The organism is Caballeronia sordidicola, from assembly GCF_000729995.1.
In the GTDB taxonomy this organism is placed as follows: domain Bacteria; phylum Pseudomonadota; class Gammaproteobacteria; order Burkholderiales; family Burkholderiaceae; genus Caballeronia; species Caballeronia sordidicola_A.
In genome coordinates, this window is record NZ_JNFG01000199.1 from 653147 (window position 1) to 670531 (window position 17385).

At 59.7% G+C, this 17385-nt stretch carries 18 protein-coding genes; 17 read left to right on the top strand and 1 reads right to left on the bottom strand.

The genetic code is table 11. The annotated features are described in order from the left end of the window. Positions 1-44 precede the first annotated feature (44 nt). From FH08_RS0137690 to FH08_RS0137700, 3 genes are all read left to right on the top strand, one after another. Positions 45-1322, top strand: coding sequence for an MFS transporter (locus FH08_RS0137690; protein WP_051888826.1), 1278 nt, complete (start codon positions 45-47; stop codon positions 1320-1322). 155 nt (positions 1323-1477) lie between these two features. Beyond that, entirely contained in the window at positions 1478-1720 is a 243-nt protein-coding gene (locus FH08_RS0137695; protein ID WP_031363299.1) for a hypothetical protein, read from the top strand. Between the two features lie 151 nt (positions 1721-1871). Then, complete coding sequence (locus tag FH08_RS0137700) at positions 1872-2120, top strand: hypothetical protein (protein ID WP_031363300.1); 249 nt, start codon at positions 1872-1874, stop codon at positions 2118-2120. A gap of 237 nt (positions 2121-2357) precedes the next feature. On the opposite strand, the gene FH08_RS0137705 is transcribed toward FH08_RS0137700, so the two are convergent. Then, a complete protein-coding gene (locus FH08_RS0137705; RefSeq protein WP_031363301.1) occupies positions 2358-2831 on the bottom strand; it encodes an HU family DNA-binding protein in 474 nt (157 codons plus the stop codon). Between the two features lie 495 nt (positions 2832-3326). Between FH08_RS0137705 and FH08_RS48935 the strand changes: the two genes are divergently transcribed. From FH08_RS48935 to FH08_RS0137780, 14 genes are all read left to right on the top strand, one after another. Then, the gene (locus tag FH08_RS48935; protein WP_051888827.1) at positions 3327-4025 is read left to right on the top strand and encodes an H-NS family nucleoid-associated regulatory protein; all 699 of its coding nucleotides are present in this window, start codon (positions 3327-3329) and stop codon (positions 4023-4025) included. A 1175-nt stretch (positions 4026-5200) separates the two neighbouring features. Continuing rightward, on the top strand, positions 5201-5392 hold the full coding sequence (locus FH08_RS0137720) for a Flp family type IVb pilin (RefSeq protein WP_031363303.1): 192 nt from the start codon (positions 5201-5203) through the stop codon (positions 5390-5392). Between the two features lie 70 nt (positions 5393-5462). Further along, positions 5463-5972, top strand: a complete 510-nt coding sequence (locus FH08_RS0137725; protein WP_051888829.1) for an A24 family peptidase — start codon at positions 5463-5465, stop codon at positions 5970-5972. A 12-nt stretch (positions 5973-5984) separates the two neighbouring features. Further along, positions 5985-6953, top strand: a complete 969-nt coding sequence (gene cpaB / locus FH08_RS0137730; protein WP_031363305.1) for a Flp pilus assembly protein CpaB — start codon at positions 5985-5987, stop codon at positions 6951-6953. A gap of 49 nt (positions 6954-7002) precedes the next feature. Continuing rightward, positions 7003-8472 carry a type II and III secretion system protein family protein gene (locus tag FH08_RS0137735; RefSeq protein WP_035568342.1) on the top strand — a complete coding sequence of 490 codons (1470 nt, stop codon included), beginning with the start codon at positions 7003-7005 and terminating at the stop codon, positions 8470-8472. A gap of 10 nt (positions 8473-8482) precedes the next feature. After that, entirely contained in the window at positions 8483-8857 is a 375-nt protein-coding gene (locus tag FH08_RS0137740; RefSeq protein WP_031363307.1) for a CpaD family pilus assembly lipoprotein, read from the top strand. Positions 8858-8885: 28 nt separating this feature from the next. Further along, positions 8886-10106, top strand: a complete 1221-nt coding sequence (locus FH08_RS0137745) for an AAA family ATPase (RefSeq protein ID WP_031363308.1) — start codon at positions 8886-8888, stop codon at positions 10104-10106. Continuing rightward, the gene (locus FH08_RS0137750; protein ID WP_031363309.1) at positions 10106-11515 is read left to right on the top strand and encodes a CpaF family protein; all 1410 of its coding nucleotides are present in this window, start codon (positions 10106-10108) and stop codon (positions 11513-11515) included. Before FH08_RS0137745 ends, FH08_RS0137750 begins: the two co-directional genes overlap by 1 nt. After that, a complete protein-coding gene (locus FH08_RS0137755) occupies positions 11512-12486 on the top strand; it encodes a type II secretion system F family protein (RefSeq protein WP_031363310.1) in 975 nt (324 codons plus the stop codon). Before FH08_RS0137750 ends, FH08_RS0137755 begins: the two co-directional genes overlap by 4 nt. Beyond that, positions 12483-13445, top strand: coding sequence for a type II secretion system F family protein (locus FH08_RS0137760; RefSeq protein WP_031363311.1), 963 nt, complete (start codon positions 12483-12485; stop codon positions 13443-13445). The genes FH08_RS0137755 and FH08_RS0137760 overlap by 4 nt, the downstream gene beginning before the upstream one ends. A 65-nt stretch (positions 13446-13510) precedes the next feature. Beyond that, entirely contained in the window at positions 13511-14359 is an 849-nt protein-coding gene (locus FH08_RS0137765; protein WP_031363312.1) for a tetratricopeptide repeat protein, read from the top strand. Beyond that, positions 14356-14850 (top strand): TadE/TadG family type IV pilus assembly protein, encoded by a 495-nt coding sequence (locus FH08_RS0137770; protein WP_031363313.1) that lies wholly within the window; start codon positions 14356-14358, stop codon positions 14848-14850. The genes FH08_RS0137765 and FH08_RS0137770 overlap by 4 nt, the downstream gene beginning before the upstream one ends. Continuing rightward, positions 14847-15521, top strand: coding sequence for a TadE/TadG family type IV pilus assembly protein (locus tag FH08_RS0137775; protein ID WP_031363314.1), 675 nt, complete (start codon positions 14847-14849; stop codon positions 15519-15521). Before FH08_RS0137770 ends, FH08_RS0137775 begins: the two co-directional genes overlap by 4 nt. Further along, complete coding sequence (locus FH08_RS0137780) at positions 15521-17359, top strand: TadE/TadG family type IV pilus assembly protein (RefSeq protein WP_235210629.1); 1839 nt, start codon at positions 15521-15523, stop codon at positions 17357-17359. The genes FH08_RS0137775 and FH08_RS0137780 overlap by 1 nt, the downstream gene beginning before the upstream one ends. Positions 17360-17385 lie beyond the last annotated feature (26 nt).

A 17385-nucleotide genomic window follows, 5' to 3' on the forward strand; every position in this document is an offset into this window, starting at 1 on the left:
AGCCTGACATCCGCCTGCAAGCGGAAATTTTGTGGAGGGAGACGATGGTCGTGCATGGACACGGAGAGGTTTATCGCCGCCGGGATTTGCTGGTTTATCTTGGCGTCCGGTTTTTGTCGGAAGCGGCTGCGTTGGCTCAAACTGTCGCGATCGGCTGGACGATCTACAGCTTGTCGGACACGCCCCTGTCACTTGGCATTGTCGGCATTGCACAATTCATCCCGATGATGTTGCTGACGCTTCCCGCCGGCGAGCTGTGTGATCGATTCTCGCCCCGCCCGCTTGCAGCGGCGGGATTTGCACTGCAAAGTCTGTGCGCCGGCGCTTTCCTCGGACTCACCCTCTTTCATGTTTCCACGCCGTGGCCTTTCTATAGCGTCTTGCTGGTACTCGGCTCGGCTCGCGCGCTCGCCGATCCCGCAGCGCAGGCGCTGTTGCCATTGCTGGTACCGCCTGAGCAACTGCCTCGCGCGATCGCCGGCGGTTCCACCGCGTGGCAAATGGCGGTGATCGCGGGTCCTGCACTTGGCGGGCTATCCTACGCGCTGGGTCCAAGCGTCGCGTACGCGGGCTGCGGCCTCGCATTTCTGACGGCGATGGCAGCACTCGCTGCGCTCGGTGGCCGCAAGCCTGTACCGGTTCACACCGATCTGCCAACGGGGCGCATCGCGCGCATCACTGAGGGCATTGAATTCATCCGTTCCCAACCGATAGTGCTGGGAGCCATCTCTCTTGACCTCTTTGCGGTCCTGCTTGGCGGTGCGACGGCACTGCTGCCGATCTACGCGCGCGACATCCTGAAGGTCGGGCCGGCCGGTCTGGGGATGCTGCGTAGTGCACCAGCGGCCGGCGCCTGCATTGTCGCTTTCCTTCAGACTCGCTACCCCCTGAACAGGCGCGTCGGATCCAGACTGTTTTCCGCTGTCACCGTCTTCGGCATCGCTACCGTCGTTTTCGCGCTTTCGAGGTCGTTCGTTGCGTCGCTGGCGGCGTTAGTCGTGATCGGGGCCAGTGACATGGTCAGTGTCAACATTCGCTCGTCCCTGGTCCAGTTGGCGACCCCTGACGCCATGCGCGGACGGGTCTCGGCGGTCAACATGCTGTTCATCGGTGCTTCAAGCGAACTCGGCGCCTTCGAGTCGGGCGTCGTCGCTTCAATGTTCGGGACTGTTGAGAGTGTCGTCTTCGGTGGCATCGGTACGTTATTTGTCGCGGCGATATGGATGGCAGCATTTCCCGCGCTCAGGAAGGCCGACCGTGTTCACCCAGTCACACAAGCGTCCGAAGCATGCTGCGAGCCGGTCGTAAACAGCTTAATCTAAGAGACGCGCACGCTGCTCAGCGACGGAGGCATCGGTGCGAGCGGTAACTGCGTGTTACCAATCTCGCAAGCCGGTTTCACTTGTGAGCGCGACCCGCACATAGACTCCAGTGATCTGGACGGCATCCGAGTCCGACCATCTTTTTGGAGCTACAAATGAACACACGGCATGTGGTCACTGCAATATCGGCGCTGACATTACTTGCGGCTGTCGGCACGGCGCACGCAGAGGGATGCCTGAAAGGTGCGGTGGTAGGAGGAGTGGCCGGCCACGTCGCAGGTCACCATGCCGTAATTGGAGCCATGGGCGGGTGCATCGTGGGTCATCACTATGCGAAGGAAAAGGAGAAAGAGCGGGCCTTATCTGTGAGCCAACGCACTGCTGCCGCGCCGTCCTGATGGTTAATTTCAGGTAGCGCGCATCGAACGCATCGAATGTGGCGTAGTGCACAGTCCAATAGACGTGTTGCTTCGCTTCGTCTCGCCTTGCGTCGACGACGGTCGTGTCAGCGGCTTGCACGGTCACCGCCTCACCCTATTGGAGAGACCCATGCTGCGAATCCCTAGCCTTCGAGTTACCGCGCAGTTGGCAGACGCAGAGTTGTGCGCCGAGTACTGCGCGCAGACCGGACGTCTTCGCATCCTTAAAGATGATGCTCTTGTGCGCGAGTGGTTTCCGCCAAATTCGTGGATGGCGATTGCGTCAGTCGCCGGCGCCCGCAATTGGGGAACACGGCCCGATTCGAATGAGCTTCGCGCGTTGTTGGAAAGCCAGATGTCGCTGCTGCACATCGGCTAGTGGTCGCCGGCGTCTGGGAATAGCAACGCGGGGAGTTGCTGCCATTGCCAATATGGACAAGCCGACGTCATGGGGTTTGCAGGTGAGACACGTGGTCATCACCCGAGGGCGTGGAGTCCAATTCGCTCGCGGCCAACAATCATTTTTTTGTAATCCCGTCTTCGACCACGACGGCGAATGGAAAACGCCCCCCGGATTTTCGTCGCGAGGGGCGTTATTACTCTAGAACACTTTTTCTTACAGCGCGGCGTCCTTCAGCTTCTTCAGCGGGCGCACCTTGAGTCGCACCGACGCCGGCTTCGCTGCAAACCATTTGTCTTCACCCGTGAACGGGTCCTTGCCAAAGCGCTTCTTCTTGGCCGGAACATCTTGCGCGACCACCTTCAGCAATCCCGGCAATGTGAACTCCTGCGCGCCCTTCTTGTGAATCGATGCGAGCACCGTTTCTTCAAGAGCCGCCAACAACGCCTTGGCCGCCTTGGGCTCCACGCCCGAGCGCTCGGCCAGGTGAATGGTCAGCGACGCCTTCGTGAACGTATCCTTGATCGGTTTCAAGGGAGCCGCCGCATCTGGCTTCTTTACTGCAGGTGCAGCTGCCTTCTTCGCGACAGGGGCAGCTTTCTTGCTGACAGCCGGTGCTTTTTTCGTAACGGGCGCTGCCGCTTTCTTCGTAGCGGGAGCAGCGGTTTTCTTGGTAGCGGTTGTTGCCATGAATGCCTCTCTTCTAGTCAAAGGTTGCCCAAGGCCTTTGCCTTTGCGCCGTCACCGACTAACGCAAAGGTACAAATTCTCGGGTTGGGCGCCAGCGTAACAACACCGACTTGAAGACGCAACGTCTGGGACCATGAATTGAGGGGTTTTTTGCATAAAAGTCACGAAAATGGTGACCTGTACCTCGCTTCAGGGAGGCGGTTTCAGTAAAACCCCTATCCAGCGAGGCTTCGGGCACGCATCAAAGACGGTCGAATCAAACCACGGTCCTACTGCCCGACAGTCGCTGCTTTGAAAAAAACAGTGCCTCAGCTGGCTGGTGTCGCGATGATCGGGCGTACACAAACGGTGGCTCATAAACGCAAATCGCGAAGGACCCTCACCGGTCCAACCGCCATCGTTGGTTGCATCTGCGTAACGCGACGACCCTGTCGGCACTTTCACACTATCGAGGCTCATGGCATAGTGCGGCCATGTCCATTTAAGGAGCTCACGATGCTCACCCTCGAACAGATCCAGGCAAAGATGAAGAAATTGCAGGTGCAAGCGGATACGTTGATTGCAAAAAAGGCGCAAGCGGCGGTCGACCAAATTCGAAAAATCATGCTGACGCACGGTTTGACAACGGACGACATCGAGGCCAAAGCAAAGGCAAAGCGCGATGCGAAAGCGGCGAATGGAAGTGCTCCAAACATCAAGGCGAAGGTCGTTAAAAGTCTAAAGGGCAGTACCCCGCCAAAGTATCAACATCCAAAGACAGGCGCCACCTGGACCGGTCACGGTCGCGCACCGGCGTGGATTGCGGAGGCCAAGGATCGCGCCAAGTTCCTGATTGCGAGTGGCACTGACGCTGTTCGCGCGGCGAGTGTGAATTCACTGAAGCCAGTGAGTAAGGCCAAGACTTCGGTCGGGAAAGCCTCGGTAGCTGCAGGCGCACCTGCGTCCAAGGGACAGCGTAAAGGGCCGCAGCCGGCAAAGTACCTCGACCCGAAGACCGGAGCAACATGGAGCGGACGTGGTCCGGCACCCGCATGGCTGGCAGCGGCGAAAGACCGGACGAAGTTTCTGGTTGACGGTGCCGACAGCGGTGCGGCGGATGCGGGCAGCGCCCAGCTTGTGGGTAAAAAAACTACCGTCAAGAAGGTAGCGAAGAAAGCTGCCAAGAAGGCCGTGACCGCGAAGACTGTGAGCTAAATTGTTTTGGTGAGTGCGACGCGGAAGCCACCCGCGGCAAAGACACCGACGAAAAAGACGTCATTAAAGAGCGCCGCCACGACTGCCCCGTTTGTAGTTGTCGAAACGCGTGTCGGCCCAAACGATCTGAATGTGAGTTGCCCGATTTGACCAGCGATTGCTTGCCACATCGGGCGAACGAAGTGCACGACGTCTTGTTTGTACTGCGGTAGGGAACCGGGGCCAAGCCGTTCATTCACAGCCGCGTCTAGGGCTTTTTCGCGATGTTCTTCGCACGTTGGCAACTGGAACACGCTGCCCATCAACGATGGCCACCCGGGCCACCTAAACCACGCGATTCGCCTGGACCTATTCGATCGAGTCCGCGTTGTCCCGACCTTCGAAGTTTCAAACGCTCAACCGTCCAGGCTGACTGGAACTTACGGAAGCACTTTCGGTATTGCGCACGATCACTGCGGCATGTCGCATTGATCGGTGCGCCCCCTCTATTCCTTCGATATCCCCATTCAGCGCTGTCACGTTAAAGCGATCGCAACGCATTTGCGGACAAGACTCGCAATTGCTCAGAAAGCGGACGGATTTTGCGCAGTTTCGGCGAAACGATGCCATGCGTCGAAGCGGGCGGCGAGCCGTCTTCGATGGAGCGAGGTGCATAGCAGATATCGCTTGAGTACGAAGTGCTGCCGAATCGGACCGATGCCGATCGATCTGCCTTTGCGCCGTCCAGTCCCAAATATCGGTCGACTGCAAGCCATCAGGATCACTTAAGTCTGCGTCGCCTTTTCACCAGACTGGGTGTCAATAAGAAACTAGTTGCACCGAGGGTTTTTCCTAAGGACGCAGGCGCTAATTCAACCCTTCGTAAAAAACCGATGTGCAACCACAAAAAACGGCCGGCAAACCTCTAGAGACTAGCTTCTACTCGTCTGGCGACGACGAAAACCAAGCGCTATTTCTTACCGCACGGAACTTATTTGTTTCCAATCCTAAAGTTCTCTTACGCGCAGTCGTTAAGTAATTCACCCGCTCCCCGTATCCAAAAGTGCGAACTGAGGCGAGATTTGCCTTGCGTCTGCTCTTCGGAAATCAGGGCTGCTGGGTGCGATCTGTCGGTCTTCAGGGTTTTCACTTACCTGATGGTCCGACGCCAACCATCACGTTAGGGGAATATAAAAATGCGCAAATTTATCAAATGGTTCGTTCGCGATGAGCGCGGTGTCAGCGCCATGGAATATGCGGTTCTGGCAGGCATCGTCGCGGTAGCGCTTGGCGCGGTGGCCGGGACGTTCAGCACTGACGTTAAGACCATGTTTACGACCATGTTCAGTTCCATCACGACGGCCCAGGCTGGCAGCACCGCCAACTGATCACCGCCCCAGGAGGTTCGACCGTATTTTCGAACCTCCATTTCATTCACCGTTCTCGGATCGCACCATCGTGCAACTCCTGCCCCTCGCAATTCGCTTCGTAGTACTTTGCGCACTGCTATGGCTGGCTGTCGTCGACGTCCGGGTCCGGCGCCTGCCCACGCCAGTGGTCCTTGCTGTCGGCGGGCTGTTTTTCCTTAACGCACTGATCGTTCGCATGTCTCTGCGCGACGTTCTTGCGCATCTCCTTCTGGGATCCGGCGTATTCGTGATCTGCGCCGCATTGTTTGCCGCAAAGATGCTCGGCGGCGGTGACGCAAAACTGGCTTCAATCATTTTTCTGTGGACCGGCCCGAGTCTCTGGCTGCCGACTCTTACGCTGATTTCCGTGATCGGAACACTCGTCTCGCTAGTCAGCCTTGCGACGCGACACATGGACCAGGACCAGCATTTACTCCCCATGCGGGCACTGGCGATGTTCTCAGGAGCGCGAGGTGTCCCTTACGGTGTAGCACTCGCATTCGGGGGCGGCTCAGTCATCATGCTGCCCGCTTTACTGCCTTTGATTTTGGCGCGATAGGACTGCATTCTTATGTCTAATATCATTAAATTCGCAATCCTGATCGTGGGTGCCATCCTGGTTGCATTGATCGTACGCGTGGTCGTCGCGAGCGCGACACGACCCACCACGGCGATCATCAACCAGGAAAAAGTACGCGTGAGCGCTGCAGATCTTCCACAAGGCTTGCTGTTGCGAGACGAAGACATCAAGTGGAAGGATGTTCCCGTCAAAACACTGCCGCCGGGCGCCATCGTATCCGGTGCACCCGGGGCGGTCGAACTAAAAGGCGCGCTGCTGCGCCATCCGGTCACCGGCGATACGGTCATTGTCGCCGACGACGTCATTCTTCCAAGCGCACCCGGCTTCCTGGCCGCCACGCTGAAACCCGAGATGCGCGCCGTATCGGTTGCGGTCGATGATGTCTCCGGCAATGCCGGACTGATTCAACCGGGCGATTACGTGGACCTGCTGCTCACTCAGCAGATGGACCGCAAGACTGATTCGCCCGATCTGGCGGTGTCGAGTGAAACTGTCGTCGAGCATGTTCGCGTTCTAGCGTCCGGATCCGATATCAACCGCCCGAAAAGCGGCGACGCGACAGATCACAACGAGCGTGTTCGCACCGTAACGCTCGAAGTGACACCGCACATGGGCGAGGTCGTGGCGGTGGCAGCCCGGCTCGGTAGCTTGTCGCTCGCATTGCGCAGCTTTGCGACGGTCTCGCGCGATCCGTATGCCCTCGCGTCGGGAGCCGCTGCCGCCTCCGCATCCGGCGATGCGCCGCGTGCACCCGTCTGGGCTGGCGACATTTCTCGCGCACTGCGTGACCTGCCCAAATCGCATCCTGTTGCGCTCAAGGCAGGCGGGATGGTCTCGCCGGCCACGCCGAAATCCGTGACCGTCTATAGAGGTTCCGAAAAGGCCGACTCGACATCGAGCGTCGCCCAGGCCGGTGGTGATGCGGTGCCACCGCTGCCAACCGTCCCCACGCCGCGGTGATCCCATGCAAGCCGTTCGACCTCGCACCCATTCGCCAGGACAGGAAGTCATGACATTGCCGTTCAATTTGCATGCCAACACGACGAGGCTCTCGGCATGTGCCTTGTGCGCGGCGGCTTCTATCCTCGCCGCGCCGGCACACGCCGCACAGCCCCGGCTAGCGGCCAACGCAGCCAATTTGTCCGCCGACGCACCGGTCGCTTCACAAGGTTCACTCGATGTCGCCGCTGGCAAGGGCACCCTCGTGCGCCTCAACGAAGACGCGACCTCGGTGTTCGTGGCAGACCCGGCAATCGCCGATGTTCATGTCCCTTCACCAAGGGCGGTTTTCGTGCTGGGCAAGAAGGCTGGCACCACGACGCTCTACGTGCTGGGCGCGAACAACAAAACGTTGCTGCAGCGCTCGATCGTGGTCGGCCGCGACATGGACGCGCTGCACAGCATGGTTGCCGCCAGATTTCCATCAATGAATCTGCAATTGAGCGCGGGCAACGGATCGTTGCAAGTGTCTGGACAAGCCGCTAACGCTGCCGATGCCGACGCCGTGGTGCAATCGCTCACGCCTTATCTGGCCGACAAGGAAGTGCTGGTCAATCGCATGACGATCGATCGGCCGCAGCAAGTGCAATTACGCGTGCGCATCACCGAGGTTGACCGGAATGTGACGCAGCAGCTCGGGATCAACTGGCAGGCGCTGGGCAATGCAGCAGGGAATTTCTTCGGCGGCATCTATAGCGGCCGTCCCATCTACAACCTGTCGCAGCCGCTAACCGGTGCCAATGGCCAGGTCACTTATCCGGTCAATCTTCCGACCAACAATGCCTATTCGCTATTTGGTCAGTTCAAGACCGGCAGCACGGACATTCAGGCCCTGGTCGACGCGTTAAACCAGGAAGGTCTGGTGACCGTGCTCGCCGAGCCAAGTCTCGTGGCGCTGTCAGGGCAGACGGCGAGTTTCCTCGCAGGCGGCGAGTTTCCGATCCCCGTGTCGCAGGTCAACGGCGCGATTTCTGTCGAGTTCAAGCAGTTCGGCGTCAAGCTCGACTTCACCCCAACTGTGTTGAGCGAAGGCCGCATCAGTCTCAAGGTACGTCCGGAAGTCAGCCAGATCGACACGACAGTGAGCGTGACGACCGGTGGCATCACGGTCCCGGGCCTGAGTGTGCGCCGTGCTGATACGACCGTCGAACTCGCGAGCGGTCAAAGCTTCGCGATCGGCGGTCTGCTCCAAAGCAATACGACCGACATCATCTCGCAGATTCCGGGCATGGGTTCCATTCCGATCCTGGGCAAGCTCTTCTCGTCGACCAATTACCAGAATAACAAGACCGAACTGGTGATCATGGTCACGCCCTACCTGGTCGAGCCAACTGATCCGGGCAAGCTGCGTACGCCGCTCGAATCGCTCGTATCGCCCAGCAATGACGTGGAATACAGCTTCCAGCAACACCGGGCAGCCAGCGCGTCTTCGCAGGCTGTAGAGCCACGTCTCGTCGGCGCGGCCGGATACGTTTATTGAGCCGGATGCCATGAACTCCATAAGAATTCTCACCCTCGTTCTTGCCTGTGCGGCAACCACCTGCGTCAGCGGCTGTTTCAAGCCGCCGCGTGATATGCCCGATCAATCTGTCATCGGATTCGATGGCAAGAATGCGGTATCGCCAGACTGCACCGAGCTTGCTCGCGGCTCGGTATTGACCGATGCAGGTTGGCACCGTCCGTCCATGCAGTGGGGTTGCGCGACGTACACCAACCTCGCTGCCCAGGTTGCCAATCCAAAAGATCTCGTGGCGCCGCGCAAGCTCGCACCCGCCGATGCCGCCGTCGCAGCGAGCGCCGTACGCCGTTACGAGACCGGCCATGTGATCCCGCTCGACACTACCACATCACGCGATTCCAAGTGATGCGCTCAACCTTCATTGACGACACGCTATGAGCACGACAGGGTTCAATTTAACGAAAGGCGGTGCCGGCGTGCGGATGGCCGACTTCATCGCCTTCGTCTCAGACCGGGCGACCGAGCGGGTCCTGAAGACCTTCGTGCTCGAACAGGCGATGCCCCATGTCCATGTCGTGATCGGCGGGATTGACGACGCCATCGCGTATGTCGCAAAACTCGAGCGCTCGCCGCTCTTCCTGCTAGTCGACCTGCATAACTCCGCCATGCCGCTGTCTGACCTCGCCCGCCTCTCGGAGGTGTGCGAGCCGTCGGTCCAGGTCGTCGCACTCGGCGAACGAAACGACGTCGGACTCTTCCGCAGCCTGTTGAAAATTGGCGTGCGCGACTATCTGGTGAAACCGCTGACCGTCGAACTGCTCAAGAGAACCATCAATGTTGGAGAGGGCAAAATCAGCCCGATTACGACCGCGCGGATCGGCAAGACAATCGTGTTTACCGGGACGCGTGGAGGCGTGGGTGTCACCACCCTCGCGTTGAATCTCGCGCGCCATCTGGCTGACGAAACCCATAGGCGCGTGGCCTATGTCGACCTTAACTTGAACGGTGGCGCCGCGAACAGCATGCTCGGCATCACGAGCAACAATGGCCTGAACGATGTCCTTCAGAACGTGCACCGGCTCGATCCGCAGTACGTCGACCGCACGCTCGTCGCGAAGGGCAGCCGGCTTTTCGTGTTGTCCGCCGAGCTGGACTTCGACGCTGCACAGTCCTATCAGGCGGGAGCACTCAAGCGCGTGGTGCAACTGCTGTGCGACAGCTTTCACTATGTATTGCTCGATATCGGCAACCCGGTTGATCCGCTCGCGGTAGAAGCCTTCGACAACGCCTCGCGCGTGTATCTCGTGACCGATCGCACCGTGTTCTCCACGCGGCAAACGATCCGTCTGCTGCGCTACATCGAGGACCGCGATAACAACCCGGCGACGTCGCTGCTATTGAACAGCCCTAACGCGGCAAGCGCGGGCAAGGTCGAGACGGCCGATTTCACGTCGGCGGTCGGCCGCAACGTACTGCACGAAGTCCACTTCGAAGCGAAGTCCTTGTCAATCGCAGAAAACCTCGGCGAGGCACCGAAGGAAAAATCGGCGACCGGCTTCAACCAGTCGATCATGCGGATTGCAAACGATCTGACCGGACAGCACGCGGCAGTTGAACGCACGCTGCTGCGCAAGTTCAAACTGAGGAAAGCTTGATGTTCGGGCAAAAGCAGGTCGCGCAAACGCAGACCGAATGCGTTCCCACCGCTGGAGAGGCGGCGCTGGCGGCATTCGAGAAGATCGGCGCACCCGTTCCGGATGCACCGGCTGCCACGTATGCCCCGATGGTCGAAGGTAACGAAGCGCTGGTTCGCTCAGATTTGTTCAAGGTCATCCGCGGCGGTGTATTCGATTCCATGAATGCATCGGCGGTGATCGGCAAGACACGCGAGCAGATGAAACCTGGTGTCGAACAGCTCGTGCTGAGCATCGCCGAACGGGAACGCCTGAACATCACCATGTCCGAGCAGGGGCAGATTGTCGGTGAGTTGCTCAACGACATGTTCGGACTCGGACCCATCGAACCGCTGCTTGCCGATGAAACCGTCACGGATGTACTGGTCAACGGACCGGACCAGGTTTATGTGGAGCGCAACGGCCGGCTCGAATTGACTGCGTACAAGTTCCGCGACAACGCCCACGTCGTCAACGTCGCGCAGCGGATTGCTGCGGGCGTCGGGCGCCGTGTCGACGAAAGCAGCCCAATGGTCGATGCACGGCTTGCCGACGGCAGCCGGGTCAATGTCGTCTTGCCCCCGCTCGCCATTCACGGCGCGACCATCTCCATCCGTAAATTCTCGAAGCGCAATATCACGCTCTACCGCATGGCGCAACAAGGCAACATGTCGATCGCAATGGCAAACGTGCTCAAACTGGCGAGCACGTGCCGCCTCAATATCATCGTGTCCGGCGGCACGGGGTCCGGGAAGACCACCTTGCTCAACGCGTTGTCACATTTCATCGGACTCGGCGAACGCACAATCACGATCGAAGACGCGGCCGAACTGCAGCTCGTGCAGCCGCACGTTGTCAGCCTTGAGACGCGGCCGGAGAATGCCGAAGGCCTGGGCGCTGTCGCCCAGCGCGACCTCGTGCGTAATGCGCTGCGGATGCGTCCGGACCGGATCATCCTCGGTGAAACACGTGGCGCCGAAGCATTCGACGTCCTGCAGGCCATGAACACCGGTCACGACGGCTCAATGACCACGATCCACGCCAACACGCCGCGAGACGGTATTACGCGGCTGGAAAGCATGGTCATGATGGCGAACGGCAACCTGCCGCTGATGTCGATTCGCCGGCAGATCGCAAGCGCCGTGCACCTGATCGTGCAGATCGAGCGGATGCGCGACGGCATGCGGCGCGTTACGCGCATCACCGAGCTGGTCGGCATGGAAGGCGACGTCATCATCACGCAAGACCTGTTCACGTTCCACTACGACGCGACCGCCTACAGCGAAGAGGTCAAGGGCCTGTACGAATGTGCGTCCGTCAGGCCCGCCTTTTCAGCGCGCGCGGCCTACTACGGGCTGGAGGAGTCTTTACTGGAGGCAATGAGGACATGAGTGCGATCGACGTCTTCACGGTGTGCTCGTTCATTGGCGTGATCCTCTGCGGCGTGATGGCGCTCGTCGTCATGGACATGCGGCATAAGCAGCCAGACGCGCGGATCAGGATGCGCATGCGTGAATCGTTCTTAGGTCATTTAGCGAGTGACAGGAGCACCGTCAACGTCGATTCGGACCTGTTCACCGTCGATAAAACCGCCAACGTGTTTAGCGGCTGGCTTCGGCCAAAGCTTTCACGGCTACGGACGGTTGCCGGTACCAGTGGCATCCGCGTCGTTGTTGCGGTAACGGTTGCCGGCGAACTGGTTGCACTTCTCATGACGCACTTCATGCCGCTGCCCGGTTTCGCGAAACCGCTCCTGATCCTGGGGCTGCCGGTGTTCGGGGCCATGCGCGCTTATAGCTTCTTGGTCGAACGCTTTCGCAAGCGCTTCCTCAATGGTTTCCCGGACCTGATCGATACGATCGTGCGCGCGGTTCGCGCGGGCGTGCCGGTCACGCACGTGATCGGATCGGCCGCCGACGAATGCCCCGAGCCGCTGAAACACGAGTTCAAGCAGATGAGCGATTCACTGCAGGTCGGGCGTGATCTCGAAGAAGTACTGGCCGTCGCCATGCGGCGGATCGAAATCGCCGACTTCTCGTTCTTTTGCGTCTGTCTGCTCCTGCAGCGGGAAACCGGCGGCCAGCTCGGCGAGACACTGGAAAACTTGTCCGGCATCGTCCGGACCCGGCGGGAAGTTCGGCAAAAGACCAAGGCGCTGACCGCCGAAGCCCGCATCACGACCAAGATTCTCGCGGCCATCCCGGTCTGCATCATGCTGTGCCTGTATTTCATGAACCGCCCCTACATGATGGTGTTATTCGAACGGGAGGCGGGGCACAAACTGCTGAGCTACGCCGCGATCTCGGTCGTGTTCGGCGTGGCGCTAATCAACAAGCTGGCGAAACTGGATACCTCGCGATGAGCCCGTCCAACGTCGAGACCCTAATCAACCTGCTGATGCTGCTTGCGCTTTTTGCCGGGCTCGCGATCTGGTGGGCGACCAAACACGGCGGCAGACGCGGGCGTATCGCCGAGCGTGTGCGTGAAGCCGCGCTCAGTCACCAGACAGACCCGGTCGAATTCGAAGACGACGGACAAGAAAATACTTTCCGCCGCCGCCTCTTGGGCCGGCTTGCCGCATTCGGCGACAAACTGCCGCTCTTCGACGCAAAGTACCGCGCAAAACTTCGTCAGGAGATGGTCCGCAGCGGCTATCGCAACCACTATGCAGTGTCGGTTCTTCTTGCCGTCAAGTTTTGCTTTGGCCTGCTGTGTGCCGTGCCGACGGTAATGCTGGGTCAACATATTCCATTGATTGGCTCGTTTCCGGTCGGACGCGGCGCGGCCATGATGGGCGCCTTCGTGATCGGCATGATGCTGCCTGAATATGCGATCGCATTTAGGGCATCAGGCCGGCGCAAAGAGATGGCCGGCTCCCTGCCCGATGCACTCGACCTGCTCGTGATCTGCACGAATGCTGGCAACAGTCTTGCCGTCAGCATCCGGCGCGTCGCCGATGAACTCGCGACGATCTGCCCGCCATTGTCCGAGGAATTCTCACTGACCGCCGACGAGTTGAAGCTTTCCGGCGATAGCACCCGCGCGCTGCAAGGTCTCGCGGAGCGCATCGACCTGCCCTCGATCCGCGCGCTGATCTCGACGCTGACGCAATCAATGCGTTATGGCACCCCGATCACCCAGGCACTGCGTATCCTGTCGCGCACCGAACGATTGACGCACATCGTTTCCCTTGAAGAAAAAGCGGCCAAGCTGGCGCCAAAAATGGTGCTTCCGATGATGCTTTTCATTCTTCCGGCGGTCGTTGTGATCGCAGCGGGGCCGGCCGTCATTCAGCTTCTCGAAGTGATCCACAAAAAATGAACTCATCCGCCCTGCTTTCTTCCGTTAAGACAACGTCGGCCACCGTTCTATCTTCAGGGGTCCGAATGTTGCGGAGCATGTGCCTCGCGACGGCAGGCGCTTCACTACTGCTCGCGAGCGCCGCCTGCACGACGACCGAGCATGTGACCGAAGCGCGCCCGGTGACCCGAAATTCGTCGCCGGGCACGATGGGGGAAATGCGCATCGCGTCCACCGCCCTCGACTCGGGCAACATCGAACTGGCGACATCACTCTTCGACAAGGTCGTGAAAGCCGACCCGAAGTCCGTGCCGGGCCTGACTGGCCTCGGCGATACGCTATACGCAGTCGGTGACTTCACCCGCGCGGGCGTCTACTACCAGCGCGCCAGCAGTTTCGATCCAACCGCAGTGGCGCCGCTGATCGGCATTGCGCGTGTCGCGATCCATCAACGCCGCTTCGACGATGCGATCTCGACTTATCAAGGCGTACTCTCCCGCGTGCCGGGCGATCCAATGGCGTCGGCGGGTTTGGGCGCGGCGCTCGACCTGAAGGGGGACCACGCAGGCGCGCAAGCCGTGTTGCGACAAGCGCTAAAGGCCAATCCGGGCGACCCGCTACTAAGCGTGAACCTGGGTTTGTCGCTCGTGCTTGGTGGCAATCCGCGCGAGGGCGCCAACGTGCTGCTCGACGTCACGCGCTATCCGGAAGCCCCACCGCAGGCGCGCCAGGATCTGGCGCTCGCTTATGGGCTGCTCGGCAATACCGAGGCCGCAGCCGAAATCCTTGGAAAGACGTTGCCGAAGGCGTCGGTACAGGACAATCTGCGCTTCTATGAAATCCAGCGCGCCCAGCTGACGCAGACGGCCGGCCATCCTGCGACTGTGGCTACGGCCGTTCCGACGGCCTCGATCCAGGCGTCGAGCGTGCGATGAAAGCAACGGACCTGCACGGCTTCGTGCGCTTCCTTGGCGCGCTGCGCCGCGACAACCGCGGCGTGTCGGCGATCGAGTTCGCAATCGCCGCGCCGTTCGTGTTCATCTTCGTGCTTGGTACCGTGGAGCTCGCGGTCGACATGATGATCGACGCGACCGTGCAGATCGCCGCGCAGTCCGCGTCCCGCGTGGGGCTGACGACGACGAACCCTGCGACCGGCACGCGTGCGACCCAGGCGAAACAGATGGTGACGAGCATCATGAGTGGCTGGACTGGCATGCCCAAAACGACTCTCACCATCACCGAGCTCGACTACAGCACGTACAACAATGTCGGCAGCAGTAGTTACACCGCCGGGCTCGGCTTGCTCGGTGATGTCGTGTCGTACAACATCACGTTCACGACGCCGGGCATCTCGGGTATTCCACAACTGGTTGGCATTCCCCTGCTGACTTTCCAGCGCAACTACATTGTGCAGAACGAAAAATGACAACTGCATTCGCCACAGCACGCTCGCACAGACACTTGGGGTTCCGCGCGACTCTTCGGACGCTGCTTCGCTCGGACCGCGGCAGCGTGGCAGTGGAATTGGTCATCATCATTCCGATCATGGTGCTGTTGATGGTGGGATTCAGTGAGATCTACCTGTACATGCGCACGGTGAGCGCGCTGGAGCACACGGCTTTCACGCTGGCCGATTCGCTCGGGCAAACGCCCAATGTCATCAACACCACCGCCACCACCGACTCAAACGACCTTGGCTCGATCTGGAACGCAGCGGCACAGCTAAGCGCACCGAACAGCTTGAACCAGGGTGGTGGCGTAATCATTACTTCGATATGCGAAACTACGTCATCGTGCGTGTGGCCCGCGATGCCCCCCCCGACCATGGCGATTGGCGTCCCGAAAATCTGGTGGCAGGCGAGTGCCCCATGGAACGGCAGCGGCATGAAGACGGCGGTGACCCCCGGCAATATTCTTCCCGCGACATGGCCGTTCCGCAATGGAGACTCTGCCATCGTGGTCGAGGTCTTCTATACGTTCAATCCGTTCGCGATGACGGCCGGCTTATGGCCGGGTGCTCCGGGCACGCAGACTCTTTACGAACGCATCTACGTGCGGCCGCGTACTCTTCAACCGCTCACACTGGTGGCCGGATAATGTTGACTCGCACCGCCAGGAAACTTCGCGATAACCGCTCCGCCCGTGCGAGTGAGCCGAAGCTGCGTCGCACTACTGCCTTGATGCGTAGGGACCAGGGCGCGGTCACGGTCGTGTTTGCCGTATGCGGCAGCATGATGATCGCGTGCATGTGCATTGCGCTCGACACGATCGACGGCGGCATGACGCACTCGCGCATGCAGTCGGCGCTCGACGTCGCGACACTTTCCGCAGGTATTGATCTCGCGCACGGCGCAAATCTCTCGGTTGCTCAATGGCAAAAAGACGCGCGCGCCTACTACAACGCGAACATGCCAACCGGCTATATGTCCCTCACCATGCCAGACAGCGGTTTCCTGGCCACGGTGACCGGGACGCCGGCCGCTGGAGAAACCATTCAATTGTCCGCGACGGGCAGCTTGAAACTGATCGCCCCCGTGGTCTTGCCAGGGACGTCCGGCAATGGCTCGGGTTCTGGTTCCGGAACCACGACTTTTCCGACCACCGCGCCCTTGACTGCCGACAACACCGCGCTGTATCTCCCGCAAAGCACGCTCGAACTCGTGATGGTCCTGGATAACACCGGCTCCATGAACGATCCTGCATCTGGGTCAGGGAACGGGCCGAGCAAGATGGCGGGTCTCCAGGCGGCGACGACGAGTCTCGTGCAAAATTTGTATTCGCAGGCGGTCTCCACCTACTACGTCGGTCTCGTGCCCTTCGCCAGCACCGTGAATGTCCTTGGCGCGTTGCCCGCTGGGGGTACCTGGATGAATCCGTCATTCGCCTACAATACGACGAATGTCGGAATGACCGCAAAAAATCAAATTGCCGGATGGGGTGGCTGCGCGGTCGAACCGCGGGACGCGAACAGCTTCCTGTATCCGAATGCGTACTCCCCTTCTGACACGCTCAAGTTCACGCCGTATTATTACAACGTACCGGCCGCCGGCCTGCAAATTCGCTCATACACCAATCAGTCTTGTGGTCAGTCGACCACGAAAACGGTACTCGGTGTGCCAGTCACGCTCAATAGCAATGGCGAGCCCAACAAATGCAGCGGTTATTTGTCAAGCGTGCCCGGCTCGGGTCTCGGGATCTACTATGATCAAGTATCCAAGAGCGGTCGTGGTGGGACGTCGACTCTGACGCAAAACAGCGACTGCATCGCGCAGCCGGTGACCTTTCTGACCAACAACCAGTCAACACTTACCAAGGCTATTTCCAGCATGACCGCGGGTGGCTCCACGATCATTCCAGAGGGCTTGCTGTGGGGATGGCGCATGCTGTCGTCATCGTGGTCCAACAACGTATCCAACGGCAATGGCTGGGTTTCAACCGATTCAAGTTTTCCCAAGCCGGAGACCACAGTTGGACTACAACGCGTCATGATTGTTTTGACGGATGGCGAGAACCAGATTGGCGCGGCCGGCACGATTCCAAACGACCTTTATTTCAACGGCCTGTCAGGTGTCGGCTCACGCAGTCTCGCCGCCCCTACCGTGGTGCGAACAGACGGGACTACTCTCAGCAATGGCCAGACCGACTCGGCGGAACTGCATGGCGGCAATCCGGCAGATCCGTCGAGCGGCAACAACGCGGGCTGGCCTGATGACGTCAACACCTTCCAGTCGGCTGTGTGCACAGCAATCAAGCAGAGCGGCGTGATCGTGTATGCGATCACCTTCGGCAGCGATGCCTCAAACTCGGTTGCGCAGCAAGCGATGCAAAACTGCGCCAGTCCAGGAAATTATTATCACGCGCCGGACAACGCGACACTCAATGCCATCTTCCAACAAATCGCGGGCAATTTGGGTGTGCTTCGGTTAACGCATTAGTCTGCGCTGGACGGTTCAAGTGGTAT

Bases quoted from the DNA above. Each gene is read 5' to 3' on its own strand.
- FH08_RS0137690 (WP_051888826.1), top strand. From the start codon at position 45: ATGGTCGTGCATGGACACGGAGAGGTTTATCGCCGCCGGGATTTGCTG.
- FH08_RS0137695 (WP_031363299.1), top strand. From the start codon at position 1,478: ATGAACACACGGCATGTGGTCACTGCAATATCGGCGCTGACATTACTT.
- FH08_RS0137700 (WP_031363300.1), top strand. From the start codon at position 1,872: ATGCTGCGAATCCCTAGCCTTCGAGTTACCGCGCAGTTGGCAGACGCA.
- FH08_RS0137705 (WP_031363301.1), bottom strand. From the start codon at position 2,831: ATGGCAACAACCGCTACCAAGAAAACCGCTGCTCCCGCTACGAAGAAA.
- FH08_RS48935 (WP_051888827.1), top strand. From the start codon at position 3,327: ATGCTCACCCTCGAACAGATCCAGGCAAAGATGAAGAAATTGCAGGTG.
- FH08_RS0137720 (WP_031363303.1), top strand. From the start codon at position 5,201: ATGCGCAAATTTATCAAATGGTTCGTTCGCGATGAGCGCGGTGTCAGC.
- cpaB (WP_031363305.1), top strand. From the start codon at position 5,985: ATGTCTAATATCATTAAATTCGCAATCCTGATCGTGGGTGCCATCCTG.
- FH08_RS0137735 (WP_035568342.1), top strand. From the start codon at position 7,003: ATGACATTGCCGTTCAATTTGCATGCCAACACGACGAGGCTCTCGGCA.
- FH08_RS0137740 (WP_031363307.1), top strand. From the start codon at position 8,483: ATGAACTCCATAAGAATTCTCACCCTCGTTCTTGCCTGTGCGGCAACC.
- FH08_RS0137745 (WP_031363308.1), top strand. From the start codon at position 8,886: ATGAGCACGACAGGGTTCAATTTAACGAAAGGCGGTGCCGGCGTGCGG.
- FH08_RS0137750 (WP_031363309.1), top strand. From the start codon at position 10,106: ATGTTCGGGCAAAAGCAGGTCGCGCAAACGCAGACCGAATGCGTTCCC.
- FH08_RS0137755 (WP_031363310.1), top strand. From the start codon at position 11,512: ATGAGTGCGATCGACGTCTTCACGGTGTGCTCGTTCATTGGCGTGATC.
- FH08_RS0137760 (WP_031363311.1), top strand. From the start codon at position 12,483: ATGAGCCCGTCCAACGTCGAGACCCTAATCAACCTGCTGATGCTGCTT.
- FH08_RS0137765 (WP_031363312.1), top strand. From the start codon at position 13,511: ATGTTGCGGAGCATGTGCCTCGCGACGGCAGGCGCTTCACTACTGCTC.
- FH08_RS0137770 (WP_031363313.1), top strand. From the start codon at position 14,356: ATGAAAGCAACGGACCTGCACGGCTTCGTGCGCTTCCTTGGCGCGCTG.
- FH08_RS0137775 (WP_031363314.1), top strand. From the start codon at position 14,847: ATGACAACTGCATTCGCCACAGCACGCTCGCACAGACACTTGGGGTTC.
- FH08_RS0137780 (WP_235210629.1), top strand. From the start codon at position 15,521: ATGTTGACTCGCACCGCCAGGAAACTTCGCGATAACCGCTCCGCCCGT.